Annotated in this window: 15 protein-coding genes, 1 rRNA gene, 1 riboswitch and 1 other annotated feature; of the genes, 14 read left to right on the top strand and 2 right to left on the bottom strand. The window is 42.1% G+C overall.

The window, feature by feature from the left end; translation table 11 throughout:
- Nucleotides 1-15: 15 nt before the first annotated feature.
- Nucleotides 16-124, top strand: a riboswitch (SAM riboswitch).
- A gap of 279 nt (nt 125-403) precedes the next feature.
- Complete coding sequence (gene metK / locus ACGTNI_RS09510) at nt 404-1,603, top strand: methionine adenosyltransferase (protein WP_085505675.1); 1,200 nt, start codon at nt 404-406, stop codon at nt 1,601-1,603.
- A 156-nt stretch (nt 1,604-1,759) separates the two neighbouring features.
- On the top strand, nt 1,760-3,664 hold the full coding sequence (gene asnB / locus ACGTNI_RS09505) for an asparagine synthase (glutamine-hydrolyzing) (protein WP_085505674.1): 1,905 nt from the start codon (nt 1,760-1,762) through the stop codon (nt 3,662-3,664).
- An 84-nt stretch (nt 3,665-3,748) separates the two neighbouring features.
- Here the strand turns inward: asnB and ACGTNI_RS09500 are convergent, their stop codons facing one another.
- On the bottom strand, nt 3,749-4,264 hold the full coding sequence (locus ACGTNI_RS09500) for a gamma carbonic anhydrase (protein WP_394461871.1): 516 nt from the start codon (nt 4,262-4,264) through the stop codon (nt 3,749-3,751).
- Nucleotides 4,265-4,333: 69 nt separating this feature from the next.
- Here ACGTNI_RS09500 and ACGTNI_RS09495 point away from each other — a divergent pair, with 69 nt between their 5' ends.
- Nucleotides 4,334-5,134 (top strand): alpha/beta hydrolase, encoded by an 801-nt coding sequence (locus ACGTNI_RS09495; RefSeq protein WP_085505672.1) that lies wholly within the window; start codon nt 4,334-4,336, stop codon nt 5,132-5,134.
- A 4-nt stretch (nt 5,135-5,138) separates the two neighbouring features.
- On the top strand, nt 5,139-6,212 hold the full coding sequence (locus tag ACGTNI_RS09490) for a tetraprenyl-beta-curcumene synthase family protein (RefSeq protein ID WP_394461869.1): 1,074 nt from the start codon (nt 5,139-5,141) through the stop codon (nt 6,210-6,212).
- 13 nt (nt 6,213-6,225) lie between these two features.
- Here the strand turns inward: ACGTNI_RS09490 and mnmM are convergent, their stop codons facing one another.
- Nucleotides 6,226-6,798 (bottom strand): tRNA 5-(aminomethyl)-2-thiouridylate-methyltransferase MnmM, encoded by a 573-nt coding sequence (gene mnmM, locus ACGTNI_RS09485; RefSeq protein ID WP_394461867.1) that lies wholly within the window; start codon nt 6,796-6,798, stop codon nt 6,226-6,228.
- Nucleotides 6,799-6,915: 117 nt separating this feature from the next.
- Here mnmM and ACGTNI_RS09480 point away from each other — a divergent pair, with 117 nt between their 5' ends.
- From ACGTNI_RS09480 to ACGTNI_RS09435, 10 genes are all read left to right on the top strand, one after another.
- On the top strand, nt 6,916-7,194 hold the full coding sequence (locus ACGTNI_RS09480; protein ID WP_085505670.1) for a DUF2524 family protein: 279 nt from the start codon (nt 6,916-6,918) through the stop codon (nt 7,192-7,194).
- A 110-nt stretch (nt 7,195-7,304) separates the two neighbouring features.
- Nucleotides 7,305-8,075 (top strand): hypothetical protein, encoded by a 771-nt coding sequence (locus ACGTNI_RS09475; protein ID WP_394461865.1) that lies wholly within the window; start codon nt 7,305-7,307, stop codon nt 8,073-8,075.
- A 3-nt stretch (nt 8,076-8,078) separates the two neighbouring features.
- Entirely contained in the window at nt 8,079-8,468 is a 390-nt protein-coding gene (locus ACGTNI_RS09470) for a GntR family transcriptional regulator (protein WP_394461863.1), read from the top strand.
- On the top strand, nt 8,452-9,156 hold the full coding sequence (locus ACGTNI_RS09465; RefSeq protein ID WP_394461861.1) for an ABC transporter ATP-binding protein: 705 nt from the start codon (nt 8,452-8,454) through the stop codon (nt 9,154-9,156). Before ACGTNI_RS09470 ends, ACGTNI_RS09465 begins: the two co-directional genes overlap by 17 nt.
- Nucleotides 9,153-10,076, top strand: coding sequence for an ABC transporter ATP-binding protein (locus ACGTNI_RS09460; RefSeq protein ID WP_394461859.1), 924 nt, complete (start codon nt 9,153-9,155; stop codon nt 10,074-10,076). The genes ACGTNI_RS09465 and ACGTNI_RS09460 overlap by 4 nt, the downstream gene beginning before the upstream one ends.
- A gap of 1 nt (nt 10,077) precedes the next feature.
- Entirely contained in the window at nt 10,078-11,013 is a 936-nt protein-coding gene (locus ACGTNI_RS09455; protein WP_394462066.1) for an ABC transporter permease, read from the top strand.
- 61 nt (nt 11,014-11,074) lie between these two features.
- Nucleotides 11,075-11,291, top strand: a binding site (T-box leader).
- Between the two features lie 187 nt (nt 11,292-11,478).
- Nucleotides 11,479-13,896, top strand: a complete 2,418-nt coding sequence (gene leuS, locus ACGTNI_RS09450; protein WP_394461857.1) for a leucine--tRNA ligase — start codon at nt 11,479-11,481, stop codon at nt 13,894-13,896.
- Between the two features lie 172 nt (nt 13,897-14,068).
- A complete protein-coding gene (locus ACGTNI_RS09445) occupies nt 14,069-14,377 on the top strand; it encodes a rhodanese-like domain-containing protein (RefSeq protein WP_085505663.1) in 309 nt (102 codons plus the stop codon).
- Nucleotides 14,378-14,396: 19 nt separating this feature from the next.
- Entirely contained in the window at nt 14,397-14,732 is a 336-nt protein-coding gene (locus tag ACGTNI_RS09440) for a rhodanese-like domain-containing protein (protein WP_085505662.1), read from the top strand.
- Between the two features lie 351 nt (nt 14,733-15,083).
- A 16S ribosomal RNA gene (locus ACGTNI_RS09435) occupies nt 15,084-15,291 on the top strand; the annotation flags it as partial.

Below are 15,291 nucleotides of genomic sequence, written 5' to 3'. Positions count from 1 at the left end.
GTGCGAACGGATACTCTCTTATCCAGAGTCGGCGGAGGGGACAGGCCCGATGAAACCTCAGCAACCATCACGGAAGTGAAAAGGTGCTAACCTGTAGCAAGGATTGATCCTTGAACGATAAGAGCGAAAGGAAGCAGCCCCCTTTCCTCATTAAAAGGAAAGGTTTTTCTTTTTTATACTTTAATAAAGTTAGCTTTTTTACATGATTAAAGTATAAGAAATATGAAGGCTATCGCCAAAACGACTTGGCGGCAAACCAGGTTTCTCTAATGAGATCAAATATCATGCTATCCCTAACGGGGAGAATTAAAATAGAAATAGATGAGATGGTTGGTTTCCCATTCGTACTGGGATAAGAGTTCCGTCTAATATTTGTGTACAACTAAAGGAGGAATTTATCAGCATGGCTGCGAATCGCCGGTTATTCACTTCGGAATCTGTAACAGAAGGTCACCCGGATAAAATTTGTGACCAGATTTCCGATGCTATTTTAGATGAAATTTTAAAAAATGATCCTAACGCCCGTGTCGCCTGTGAAACAACTGTAACTACGGGTCTTGTACTGGTTTCTGGAGAAATCACTACCAGTACATATGTGGATATTCCAAGTATCGTTCGAAAGACGATTAAAGAGATTGGATATACACGAGCTAAATTTGGTTTTGATGCTGAAACATGTGCAGTACTAACTGCAATCGATGAACAGTCCCCGGATATTGCCGGTGGAGTTGATGTCGCTCTGGAGAGCCGTGAAGGTCGTATGAGTGACAGTGAAATTGAAGCAATCGGGGCTGGCGATCAGGGATTGATGTTCGGCTATGCTAATAACGAGACGGAAGAATTCATGCCACTCCCAATCTCTCTTGCCCACAAGATTTCCAAGCGGTTAAGTGATGTAAGAAAAGATGGTACACTCGACTACTTGCGCCCTGACGGAAAGACACAGGTAACGATCGAATATGACGAAAATGATCGTCCGTTGCGAATCGATACGATCGTAATTTCTACCCAACACGCGGAAGATATTACGCTGGAGCAAATCCAGGAAGATTTGAAGCAGCATGTGATTGAACCTGTGGTGCCGCGAGAATTGATGGATGAGCAAACCAAGTATTTCCTTAACCCGACCGGGCGGTTTGTCATTGGCGGCCCACAAGGGGATGCTGGTTTGACGGGGAGGAAGATCATCGTAGACACCTATGGTGGATATGCCCGTCACGGTGGAGGAGCCTTCAGTGGAAAAGATGCCACTAAGGTTGACCGGTCGGCTGCCTATGCAGCGCGTTATGTTGCTAAAAATATCGTAGCTGCCGGACTTGCTGAATCGTGTGAAGTCCAATTGGCATATGCTATTGGTGTTGCCCAGCCGGTTTCTATCGCTATCAATACTTTCGGCACAGGAAAAGTGAGCGAAGAACGACTGGTTGAAGAGGTACGTGCATTGTTCGATCTTCGTCCAGCAGGAATCATTAAAATGCTCGACCTTAGACGTCCAATTTATCGTGACACAGCAGCTTATGGTCATTTTGGCCGTACTGACATCAAGTTCCCATGGGAAAAAACAGATAAAGCAAAAGAATTGAAAAAGTTGTTAAACGAATAAATGCCAAGAAGCGGATCCAATCTTAAAAAAGGTTGGTCCGTTTTTTTGCAATATGGTGGAAATATATGAAAAAAGGAGGGGGGATTTACTTTTTTTGTATGTTATACTTCATAAGTAAGTATGAAGATTTTGTAAAGAGAAAGAGGGGGGCTTATTATGTGTGGATTCATCGGTGTGATTAGAAATGACCCGGAACAGATGACTGAAGACAAGCTTCATACATTTCGAAGGCAAAATGATTATATTACCCACCGGGGACCGGACGAAGAAGGGTTCTATCATGATGAGTATATATCGTTTGGTTTCCGCCGCCTCAGTATCATTGATATAGACAGCGGACAACAGCCGTTAAGCTATGAGGACCAACGGTATTGGATGGTTTTTAATGGAGAGATATATAATTACATTGAACTAAGAGAGAAATTAGTGACAAAAGGATTTACTTTTCATACAGAGTCGGATACAGAGGTTATTGCGGCTTTATTTCATGACAAACGTGAAAAGGCTTTCGATGAATTACGGGGGATGTTTGCTATCCTGATTTGGGATAAGCAGGAACAACAGCTCTACGGGGCGAGAGATCCGTTTGGTATCAAGCCGTTATTTTTTGCAGTAGAAGATCAAGGTACATATTTTGCTTCTGAAAAGAAGAGTTTGACTTTGGTGAAAGATTCAGAGCAGGTTGACGCTGAAGCCTTAAACCATTACTTAAGCTTTCAGTATGTACCAGAGCCATGGACGATGACAGAAGATATCCAGAAAGTACCCGCAGGACATTATTTTACTCAAAAACCGGGACAAGAAATAAATTTCGAACGTTATTGGCATGCCACTTTTGAGCCCATCCTTATGGATAAAAAGCATTGGATCGGACGTATTCAGGGTGTCATGTATGATTCCGTAGCCAAGCATATGCGCAGTGATGTGGGAGTTGGTTCGTTTTTATCCGGCGGTATTGATTCCAGTTTAATAGTAGCGATGGCGAAAGAATATCATCCAGGAATCAAAACTTTTTCCGTTGGATTTGAGCGAGAGGGATATTCTGAAGTTGATGTAGCGAAAGAAACAGCTGATAAACTTGGGGTGGAGAATATATCATATATTATCTCGCCGGAGGAATATGTCGCTAAGCTTCCTAAAATCATGTATCACATGGATGATCCATTGGCAGATCCTGCATGTGTTCCGCTATACTTCGTAGCCAGAGAAGCTCGGAAACATGTCACTGTAGTCCTCTCGGGCGAGGGTGCGGATGAATTATTTGGAGGATATAACATCTATCGTGAGCCGGAATCCTTGAAAGTCTTTCAATCTATTCCTGATCCAGCCAAACACCTGCTGGGGAGGGTAGCTGATATCTTACCGGAAGGGGTTAAAGGGAAGAGTTTTCTTGAACGGGGCACTACTCCATTAAGAGACCGTTATATTGGTAACGCAAAAATGTTTGAAGTAGAGGAAAAAAATAAACTGCTTTGCAACCATCTGAATATTCCTTATCAAAAAGTGACAGAGCTGTTATTCGACACAGCAAAAAATTATGATCTTGTAAATCAGATGCAATACGTAGATATTCATACATGGCTGCGTGGTGACATTTTATTAAAAGCTGATAAAATGACAATGGCAAATTCACTGGAGTTACGTGTGCCATTTCTTGATAAAGAAGTTTTTAATGTAGCAAAAAGTATTCCGGTCGATTTGAAAATAGCCAATGGAACGACGAAAAGTATTTTAAGGGAAGCGTCCCGCGGAATTGTGCCTGACCATGTATTAGACCGCAAGAAACTAGGCTTTCCGGTTCCAATTCGTCACTGGTTGAAAAATGAGCTATATGATTGGGCGAAAATGCTGATCCTTGAAAGTGAAACGGATCAGTACTTGCATAAAGACTATGTACTTCATTTGTTAGATGCCCACTGTCAGGAGAAAGGTGACTACAGCCGGAAGATATGGACCGTATTGATGTTTATGCTATGGCATCAGGTCTTTGTCGAACGTCGTCATCCAATCGAAGACTTAATCAACGAAGATAAACCAGAAAGCAAATTGACTTTTGTTTAATCATTTAGAATGAATAAAGTGTGAAATAGGAGAAATAAAATACCCTTCCAAGTCAGCGGAAGGGTATTTTTGTGTCTTTTAATTTTAGTCATTACGCAGTTCTTTGTAATATTGCCCTTTTTCCACGTATTCTCTTCTAATGCGATTCATTTCGGCAAAATCGTCTTCTGTCAGTTCACGGACAACTTTGGCTGGACGCCCTAGGGCTAATGTTCGTGGCGGGATTTTTTTACCGGGAGGAACGAGGCTTCCAGCGCCTAAAAAGGCTTCTTCTCCTATTTCGGCCCCATCCAGTACAAGCGACCCCATCCCGATTAATGCATTTTTCCTAATTACAGCTGAGTGCAGGGTGACCTGGTGTCCTATCGTTACTCCTTCCTCAAGGATCAGCGGATTATTCGGACTTTGGTGGAGCATACTCAAGTCCTGTATGTTGACATTATCAGCAATATAAGTAGGCGCTACATCGCCACGAATTACTGTTTTGAACCAGATACTGACATTCTCTCCAATCGTTACATCCCCTGTCACTAGCGCATCCTCTGCTATGTAAGCGGAGGATGCAATCTTCGGGTGCTTTCCTTTATATTCGCAAATCATCGATATCCCCCTTATAATATAGTTATTACAAGTATAGCAAATTCGAGCGCTGAAAAAGGGGAATAACCGATGAAAAAGATACTTGCAGATGACCCTGCAGGAGTAGTAGTGATTGTTCATGGTGCGTTTGAACATGCGGGCAGGTATGATGAGATTGCTTCCCTTCTTCGCCAACAAGGGTTTCATGTTGTCTACGGAGACTTGCCTGGACAGGGAAAATCGACAAGAAGACGCGGGCATATTGACCGTTTTGATCAATATATCGAGGCGGTAACGAATTGGCTGGATGAAGCAGCCAAATTCCAGCTTCCTGTCTTTCTTTTAGGTCATAGCATGGGTGGTTTGATTACTATTCGTACCATGCAGGAGAAAAGACCGGATGTCAACGGTGTCATTCTATCTTCTCCTGGACTTGGTATTTTAGATGAACCAACTAAATCAGTGAAGCTGGTTTCCCGTGTATTGGATGCTGTCTATCCTAAATATAAGGTGGAAGCGCCGATCCTTACAGAAAAAGTGACACGGAATAAGCATGTTATCGAATCCGACGAAGCTGATTCGCTTATATTGGAAAAAGTGTCCGTACGCTGGTATTGGGAATTCGTCCGATCGATTCACCAGGCTTTTAAAAAAATTAACGACTACCCGGATGTGCCAACATTAGTTGTCCAGGCTGGTGAAGATTTAATGGTCGACATTACCCAAACTAAAAAATGGTTCAACCAGCTGGACATCAGTGAAAAAAGTTATAAAGAATGGGCAAACTTATATCATGAAATTCTGAATGAGCCGGAGCGCGATTCAGTGGTACGGCATATTGTGGATTTTATGAAGCAAAAAGTGGAACAATCCGCGCACGAAGAGGAGTGAAACATTGGTTTTGCGAATACCTTCAAACGGTTGGACAATGATGAGAAATGTTTATCGTCATGTTTTCCCGCAAGTACATAAGGAGCTGAACGGCTGGATCAGCATGGCGCAAAAAATACCGAATGAAGAATTACGTAAGCAGGCGCTGGCAAGCATAGAGGGCAAGACTTTTCACTGCGAAGGTGGTTCTATCTATAGCATGCTGGCGGGCAGCCGTTGGAAAGAAGCGGTAAAATTCATCGTTGCTTATCAAACAATCAGTGACTATTTAGATAATTTATGTGACCGTAGTACCTCCCTGGATCCCCAGGATTTCCGAATGCTTCATCAGTCAATGACGGATGCCTTGACTCCTGGGAACCCTATGCATGACTACTATCAATACCGTGAAGAGCGAAATGACGGGGGTTACCTGGAAGCTCTGGTTATTACCTGTCAGGAAGTGTTGGAAGGCCAGCCGGATTATTCAATTGTCCATCCTTACGTAACTCAGTTAGGTGATTTGTATAATGACTTACAGGTCCACAAACATGTGGTCGAAGAAGAACGCATTCCCAGGCTGCAAACATGGTTTTCCGAACAGAAAACAGTTAAAGGGTTGAAATGGTATGAATTCTCTGCCTGTACCGGTTCGACTCTCGGAATTTTCTGTCTGGTTTCATATACCTTAGGCGGAACGATGAACGAAAGACTTGCAAAAAAAGTTGCGGAAAGCTACTTCCCTTTTTTACAAGGACTTCATATCTTGTTGGATTATTACATTGACCAGCAGGAGGATAAGGAGGAAGGTGATCTCAACTTCTGTTCCTATTATGAAAATGAACAAGAGATGCGGAAGCGTTTCGTTTATTTTGTGGAAGAGACAAAGGCACGCACCAAAACACTTCCTGATGCTCACTTTCACCAAATGATTCAGGAGGGGCTCGTCGGTATGTACCTTGCTGATCGAAAAGTTAGCAGGCTTGAAAATGCAAAGGTCTTTGTCAGGGAATTATTAAATGCAAGCGGGAGAAAAGCGAAGTTTTTTCATTTTCAAACGAAAGTCTATCATAAATTGAAACCCGGCAAGTCGCTTTAACCGACAGCCGGGTTTATTTTCTTTTTTCGATAGCAATTACAAAAGGCGGAGTATTTTTTTGGTTAATAAAAGCGTACTGTAAGACATGAAAAGATCGCTGGTTCAGGGTTTGTACATACCCCAATAACTGGTCTTTTTCTTCATCGCCGCCAGCATGACCGTGATAAACGACTAATACTACCACACCCCCGGGCTGGAGCAGCTCGAGTAAGTGTTCGAGAGCAGTTAACGTGGAGGCGGGGGTTGTTACAACTGTTTTATCACTGCCTGGCAAATAACCAAGATTGAAAATGGCCCCTTTAAGTAAACGCGTATGTTCTTGTTTTATATACCTGCGGACTTCCTCATGACTATCTTGTATTAAGGTTACTCGATTGGATTGCTGAGCTGTCAATTTTGCTTCAGTAGAAGTGATAGCCGTGTTCTGGATATCAAATCCATACACATGGCCTGTTTCGCCAACCAGATTACTTAGAAATTGTGTATCATGACCGTTACCACAGGTAGCATCTACTGCGGTATCACCTTCCTTGATGGCTGCTTTCATCACCTGATGCGCAAATGCCAGTACCGTGTTCAATGTCATATAGATTCCTCTTTCTCTCTATAGTGGTGAAATAATTTTAGCATGGAACGCTTGGGATACCAATATTCGTGTATGAAAAAATCAGATTTAACCAAGCTAATGGGTGAGGTGATAGCTATGGCGACCAGAGAGTCGATTGAAACAATGATCCAGGAGACGAAGCAACGGTTAGAGCAAGCGAAGTATGAGTTGTCCCTTGCTAATCAAAATGGATATCCAATCACAGCAAGTTATACAGAAGCACAGCAGGGACTGGAACAAACAGAGATGGAAATTGATAAATTAATGCACAGCGCTAACCATCAGCAAAAAGATCAATTGCATCGGCTCCATCTCCAAGTAAGTCAATGTTTGAATGATATGATATTGGATGAAAATGACCTGGAGCATCGGTAAGTTAAGAACGGCCGCTATGGCCGTTTTTTTTATGGATAAAAAATTTATTGCTTCTTCTTTTGTATTAGTGTACTATCTAACTAGTACACTAATACAAAAGGGTGGCATATATGAAAAGAAAAGCTTTTATAGGACTATGGAAAAAAGAATGGGCATTAATGAAAATTTACTATTTGGTGTTATTATTGGCAGGTTTAGGATTCGCGGTCGGGGTTTCTGGCACGATGGAAGAGGTTCAGCTGTTCATGTTAACAGCGATGGTGCTGATCCTTCATATGTTTATATTGGCAGCTTTAGTTATGTTCAGCTTGAATCGGGAGGCGGATCAGCTGGAGTTATTTCTCCATAATCCCCAGTCGGCATTTATGCTGGTCGGCGTAAAGTTTCTTCAATCCCTCTCCTTTATGATTGTCTCCATGACACTGTTTGGCTTGATAACAATAGTCACTGCAGGAGATTGGATCATATTGTCAGTTGGAGAAACGGCTTTGGTTGTCTTCATCGCAAGCATTTTTATATTAGGCCAGGCAATATTATTGGCGGTATTTCTATTGTTTTTATGGGTACTCCATCAGGTGTTGAAAACATATCTCGGAGGTCTTAGTATTTTCATTTCTATCCTATTATTCATTTTGCTAATGGCCGTTACATCCTGGATACGTGCCTCTTCTTTATATGAACAAATAGCCGGGTGGGGTACCGTTCAAATAAACATAGATGGTTTGACAGGCGACTTTTTGAATGTCTTTGGAATGACCGTTCATGGAGGCGTAACAGGAGGATTTCCTATTGTATTAGGTGAAGTGGCAGCATGGGCGCTGGCAGTCGGCCTGCTATATATGGTAAGTGTTGTGGTATTGGATCGAAAGGTAGAGGTGTAAGCCATGGTAATGGATTTCAAGCCGGATAAGCCGATATATCAGCAGCTCATCGATAAAGTCTCAAGTGAAATCATTCGTGGAGATCGTAATGCTGGAGACAAACTGCCTTCTGTCAGGGAGTTTGCAGTAGAAACCGGGGTAAATGCCAATACGATGCAACGTGTCTACCGGGAAATGGAGCAGCTGGGGATCGTGGAAACAAAACGGGGGCAAGGAACTTTTGTTACAGAAAATCTCGACCGGCTTCAGAAATTGCGGACGGAAATGAAGCAGTTATACATCGAAGCATTTGTTCAAGATATGAGCGAACTTGGATTCACGCTTGATGAAATGGTGGATGGTCTTGTTCATTACCAAGGGGAAAGAGAGGAAAAAAATGATTACACTGAATAACGTATCGAAAAAGTTTTTATGGAAAAGTGCTGTGAATAACATGGATGCTCACTTTTCAAAGGGAAAAATTATAGGCGTCATCGGAGAAAATGGCAGTGGTAAATCAACGATGTTCAAACTGATAGCCGGATTACTGAAGCCGACGAAAGGGGAAGTACGTGTTGGTGAAAAACTTGCTGATCGAAAGGTATGTGCAACGGTTGCCTATATGTCGGATATTGATCAATTCTATCCCTTTTTTAATGCATCACAGCTGATCGACTACTATGAAAGTCAGTTTTCAGACTTTGACAGACAAAAGGCGATAGATATCCTTTCTTTTATGAAGGTAGACGGTGACGAGAAAATAAAACACTTGTCAAAAGGTAACAGAGGCCGGGTGAAAATGGCGGTCACATTGGCAAGGAATGCACCATATATCCTTTTAGATGAACCATTTTCCGGCCTGGACCCGATGGTCAGAAGTTCCATAGTCCAAGGTGTGATTCAGTTCCTTGATTTGGACCGGCAAACGCTTATCATTACTACACATGAAATAAATGAAATCGAGGCCCTGCTAGATGAAGTAGTGGTAATAAAAGAAGGAACAGTTCTAGCTCAAGGAAAAATTGATGAAATTCGCCACAAATACCAAATGAATCTCGTGGATTGGATGAAGGGGTTATATGAAGGAGAGAAGTTAACATGAGTCAGCAGCCAGTAGTCCAGCTGAAACACTTAACGAAAAAAATGGGGAGAAAAACGATCATCGATAACTTGAGTCTTGATTTGTATCCTGGTCAGGTTACCGGGTTTCTTGGCCCTAATGGTGCCGGTAAAACAACCACAATCCGGATGATGGTCGGCTTGATAAAGCCTACATCTGGAGAAGTGATGATAGACGGTCATCGGTTAAGTCAAGATTATACGAAAAGTATTTCACAAGTGGGAGCGATTGTGGAAAATCCCGAAATGTATAAGTTTTTGTCGGGTTACCAAAATTTAATTCATTTCGCCCGTCTGCAAGGAAATATAACAAAGCAGCGTATCAAAGGGGTCGTAAAACAGGTTGGTTTGGAAAAAAGGATCCATGATAAAGTCCAGACCTATTCCTTAGGTATGCGGCAGCGATTGGGGTTAGCGCAGGCTATCCTGCATAAGCCGAAATTTTTGATTTTAGATGAACCGACAAATGGATTAGACCCTGCCGGTATACGGGAGTTCCGAATGTATTTACGGAAAATTGCAGCTGAGGATGGTGTGTCGGTATTAGTCTCCAGTCATTTGCTTTCAGAAATCGAGCTAATGTGTGATCGCATTGCTGTCATCCAGGAGGGCAAATTAATTACCATCCGTTCGGTAGAAGATAATGACCAGAACCAAAATAATACGTTTCTATTTGAAGTTTCTCATCCTGCAAAGGCATTGAAACTGATAGAAGATCATCAGGAGATAAAAAAGGCGGAAGAGAAAAAGGGTTATTTGCAACTGACCATTAATAAGGAGCAGGCAGCAGAACTTAACCGTATCTTTGTGGAAAATGGGATAGCTGTTTATGAAATAACTAAGTTACGAAAAACATTGGAAGATGAATTTTTGGAAATGACTGGAGGTGAGCAGATTGGCTGAAATGATCCGCCTCCTGCAAAATGAATGGATGAAGATTTTTAGGCGAAACAGCACTATAATTTTAATTGCGATTTTGGTTGGCTCGGTCTTATTATTCGCTTTTGTGAACAGCTGGGGGAATAGTCAGCAGGAAAATGTCCCTTGGAAGGAAGAGGTACAGCAGCAGTTAATGATGTACGAACAACAAGCTGCTAATCCAGAAGCTACAGATAAGGAACTAACTTATTATGAAGAACAGCAAGTGATTTCTGAACATCGACTGGAAGAAAACATCCCTCCACTGGAACGGGGAAGCTTTGGACAATTTCTCGTGGATTCTAAAAGTAACTTAGCATTTGCCACATTGTTTACAGTCATCATTGCGTCTGGAATAGTCGCTTCAGAGTTCACATGGGGAACGATTAAGTTATTGACGATCCGTCCAGTAAAAAGAGGGAAGATTTTATGGGCTAAGTATGGAGCTGTTCTCTTATTTTCTTTTACCATCGCGATCATTGCTTACGTCACCTCAATAATAAGTGGATGGATTTTCTTTGATACGGGAGAAGGAGTTTTATTGACTGTTGAGAATGGGGAGGTTATAAAGCAATCCATCTGGGTGGAGTCTTTGAAACTTTATGGCTTGTCATTTGTTAATTTGTTCATCATGACCTCATTTGCTTTCATGGTTGGAACGTTATCCCGCTCCAATGCCCTGGCTATCGGCTTGTCCATTTTTCTTATGTTTACCGGTCAGCAAATGGTGTTCTTACTCCAGGAATATACCATTATGAAATATTATCTTTTCACCCATGCAGACTTGACGCAATATTTGCAGCCAAGAACATTGGTTGAGGGGATTACACCGCAATTCTCTATTGTTGTATTGATCATTTATCTGGTGATTTTTCTTACCATCAGTCATCTATCGTTTACTAAAAGAGACATTGCGACGTGAAAGCACTTACCATTGCTTGACAAAGCCCTCACGTTTCATTAAGATACGGATAGATATATTCATAAAGACGTAGAAGAGGAATAGTAATCAGACTGCAAGAAATTCAGAGAGTCAGCGGCGGGTGGAAGCTGGCCTTGTAACTGATGAACTCGCCTCGGATGTTATAGAAGTGAATCAGAGTAGCTTCTATCGGCCCATCGCCGTTACCGATGCTGAAGAGGACGTATAAGACGTCAATTTGGGTGGTACCGCGGGAATGTAAGCTTCTCGTCCCAGTGTTGGGATGAGGGGCTTTTTTATACTTTAAAAAAGTATAACTTTGTTAAAGGTTTAAACTATAAGAAATTACGGATGCTTTCGCCATAAGTGTTTGGCGACAAGCCGGTTTTTTCTAATATTTCAACGTTGATGTTGATATAAGAAAATCACCATCTCTGAGAACCAAATAAGAATGGAGGAAAAGCGATGGCTTTTAAGCACAAAAAGATTGAGCAGAAATGGCAAGATTATTGGTATAGCAATAAAACGTTCCAGACAGATGCTTCTTCTGATAAGGAGAAATTCTATGCACTGGACATGTTTCCATATCCCTCAGGGGCCGGTCTCCACGTAGGTCATCCGGAAGGTTATACAGCGACTGATATTGTTTCGCGGATGAAAAGAATGCAAGGCTATGAAGTACTTCACCCGATCGGCTGGGATGCATTCGGTCTTCCTGCGGAACAATATGCGCTTGATACGGGAAATGACCCGGCGGAATTTACAAAACAGAATATCGATAACTTCCGTCGTCAAATAAAATCCTTGGGTTTTTCTTATGACTGGGATCGCGAAGTCAATACGACAGATCCGAACTATTACAAATGGACGCAATGGATTTTCCTTAAGCTTTACGAAAAAGGGCTCGCTTATGTTGATGAAGTGCCTGTCAACTGGTGTCCGGCCCTTGGTACGGTATTAGCAAATGAAGAAGTAATCGATGGGAAGAGCGAACGTGGCGACCATCCGGTAGAAAGACGCCCGATGAAGCAATGGATGTTGAAAATTACCGAGTATGCTGATCGTCTGCTGGAAGACTTGGAAGAACTGGATTGGCCGGAAAGCATTAAAGATATGCAGCGTAATTGGATCGGTAAATCAGAAGGAGCGGAAGTAGTTTTCGATATTGACGGCTTTGACGAAAGCTTCGATGTTTTCACTACCCGTCCAGATACCCTTTATGGTGCTACTTACGCGGTGTTGGCTCCAGAGCATCCATTGGTTGAAAAAATTGTAACAGAGGAGCAAAAGTCTGAAGTTGAACAATACCTTCAAACAGCAAAAGCGAAAAGTGACCTGGAGCGGACCGATCTCGCTAAAGATAAAACAGGAGTATTTACGGGAACTTATGCCATCAACCCGATTAATGGCAATAAATTACCGATCTGGGTAGCAGATTATGTGCTTATGACCTATGGCAGTGGTGCAATCATGGCTGTTCCGGCCCATGATGAACGTGATTACGAATTCGCCAAAAAATATGACTTGCCGATTATTGCTGTAGTGGAAGGCGGAGATATCGAGCAGGAAGCTTACACGGGGGATGGGAAACACATCAACTCTGGTATATTAAATGGCCTGGATAAAGAAGAAGCAATCCAGAAATCTATCGATTGGCTTGTAGAGAACGGAAAAGGCGAGAAGAAAACAACGTATCGTCTTCGTGACTGGCTGTTCAGCCGTCAGCGATACTGGGGTGAACCAATTCCGATGATTCATTGGGAGGACGGTTCTATGTCGCCAGTAGCAGAAGAAGAGCTGCCACTTGTCCTGCCAAAAACGACCGAAATCAAGCCATCCGGAACGGGTGAGTCTCCATTGGCCAACATTGATGACTGGGTACACGTCACCGATCCGGAAACGGGAATGAAAGGACGTCGGGAAACTAACACGATGCCGCAGTGGGCCGGCAGCTGCTGGTATTATCTTCGCTATATTGATCCTGATAATGACGAGAAGCTTGCCGACTATGACAAGTTGAAAAAGTGGCTTCCGGTTGATATTTATATTGGTGGCGCAGAGCATGCGGTATTGCATCTTTTGTATGCTCGTTTCTGGCATAAAGTTTTATATGATGCTGGTGTTGTTCCAACTAAGGAACCATTCCAGAAATTATTCAACCAGGGGATGATTCTTGGGGAGAATAATGAAAAAATGAGTAAGTCGAAAGGAAATGTCGTCAACCCTGATGATATCGTCGATTCTCATGGTGCTGATACACTCCGTCTGTATGAAATGTTCATGGGACCGCTGGATGCTTCGGTTGCATGGTCGACGAATGGCCTGGATGGGGCACGGCGCTTCCTGGACCGCGTATACCGATTGATTGTAACAGAAGGAGAAGAACTGTCGGATAAAGTTCAACAAAGTAATGATGATCAAACATTAGAGAAGGTTTATCACGAAACGGTCAAGAAAGTAACAGAAAACTTTGAAGAACTACGATTCAATACAGGAATTTCTCAAATGATGGTGTTCGTGAACGAAGGGTATAAAGCAGAAGTTTTACCTAAAGAATATATGGAAGGGTTTGTAAAACTCCTCTCTCCAGTAGCTCCACACCTTGCAGAAGAATTATGGGAAAAACTAGGGAACCAAGATTCGATTGCTTATCAGTCATGGCCTGCCTTCGATGAATCGAAATTAGTGGAAGATGAAGTGGAAATTGTCATTCAAGTAATGGGTAAAGTCCGTGCTAAGATGACAGTTTCCAAAGATGCTTCAAAAGAAGACCTTGAAAAAGAAGCAATCGAGCATGAAAAAATTCAGGAATGGCTGGAAGGAAAGACGGTACGAAAAGTAATTGCTATCCCTGGAAAACTTGTCAATATAGTTGCGAACTGATAGAAAGCGGAGCAGTCTGAAAAGGCTGCCTCGGCTTTCTTTGTTTAAGTTTGATACAAATGAGATATAGTATAACTGTACAAACTTTTCATACCCCGGCACCTATCCCTTGACAATATGATAAATTTGCTTAAAATTAGTGAAGGTTACAGTTTTTAAGGAGGAATGTCAAATGGCTATTCATGAATATAAACCTGAAGAAGTTCAAAATATGTTGAAAGAAAATAAAGATGTAAAAATCATTGATGTACGTGAAGATGATGAGGTTGCTCAAGGAATGATTCCTCAAGCGAAACACATTCCATTAGGAGAGATTCCAGAAGCAGCAAAAGATTTGGATAAAGATCAAGAGTATATCATGGTTTGCCGTTCTGGCGGCCGTAGCATGAATGCTGCCCAATACTTGGATCAGCAAGGATTCAAAGTACGTAACTTAGAAGGCGGAATGATGAACTGGGACGGCGAAACTCAACCTAAATAAATAGAAGGGGTTATGAAAAGTGGAGTTATTGTTTGCGATAACAGCCAGTTTAGGGATACTCGCTGTTACACGATTTGCAATTCCAAGATGGAAACTGAAAGAAATCGATCAGCAAATTGTTCTCGATGAACGTTTTTGCGTAATAGATATCCGTGATTATATTTCTGCTCATCGATCTCCTTTTCCTGGAGCTGAAAATATTCCGCTTAGTTATCTGCCACGGGCACTCAAGGAACAATTCGATTGTCAAAAAGAAGTGCTGGTGGTAAGTGATGATATTCGAGGAGCTAGAATTGCAGCAAATCTTTTCCGAAAAAAAAGGAAGAAAAACATTTATTATGTAACTGCTGCTTAATAATACAAAAGAGTTATTTCGCATGATGGCGGGATAGCTCTTTTATTTACATAGCAAAACAATAAATCTTAAATATTTTGTTGACAATCAATTTAAAAGTGTGTATTATAGATTTTGTCGCTTCTTGAGCAGGCGATTAACGAAACAAGCATTCTAAGAAAATATCATTTTCACTATTGACATTTTCTTTGATATTATGCTAAAATTCTATTACTGTCGATAAAGACAGGAGCACAATTTTGATCTTTGAAAACTGAACGAACCAACCAGTACGTCAATATAATTTCTTCATTTTATGAGGAAATGAACAACGCACTTTAGCAGTGCAAACATGAGCTATTCAAACTAACTTTTATGGAGAGTTTGATCCTGGCTCAGGACGAACGCTGGCGGCGTGCCTAATACATGCAAGTCGAGCGCGGGAAGCAAGCCGATCCCCTTCGGGGGTGACGCTTGTGGAACGAGCGGCGGACGGGTGAGTAACACGTGGGCAACCTGCCTGTAAGACTGGGATAACCCCGGGAAACCGGGGCTAATACCGGATAACACCGGACTCCAC

Origin of the sequence: Thalassobacillus sp. B23F22_16 (genome assembly GCF_043496955.1) — a bacterium.
In the GTDB taxonomy this organism is placed as follows: domain Bacteria; phylum Bacillota; class Bacilli; order Bacillales; family Halobacillaceae; genus Thalassobacillus; species Thalassobacillus devorans_A.
This window is presented reverse-complemented; position numbering and strand designations above follow the sequence as displayed.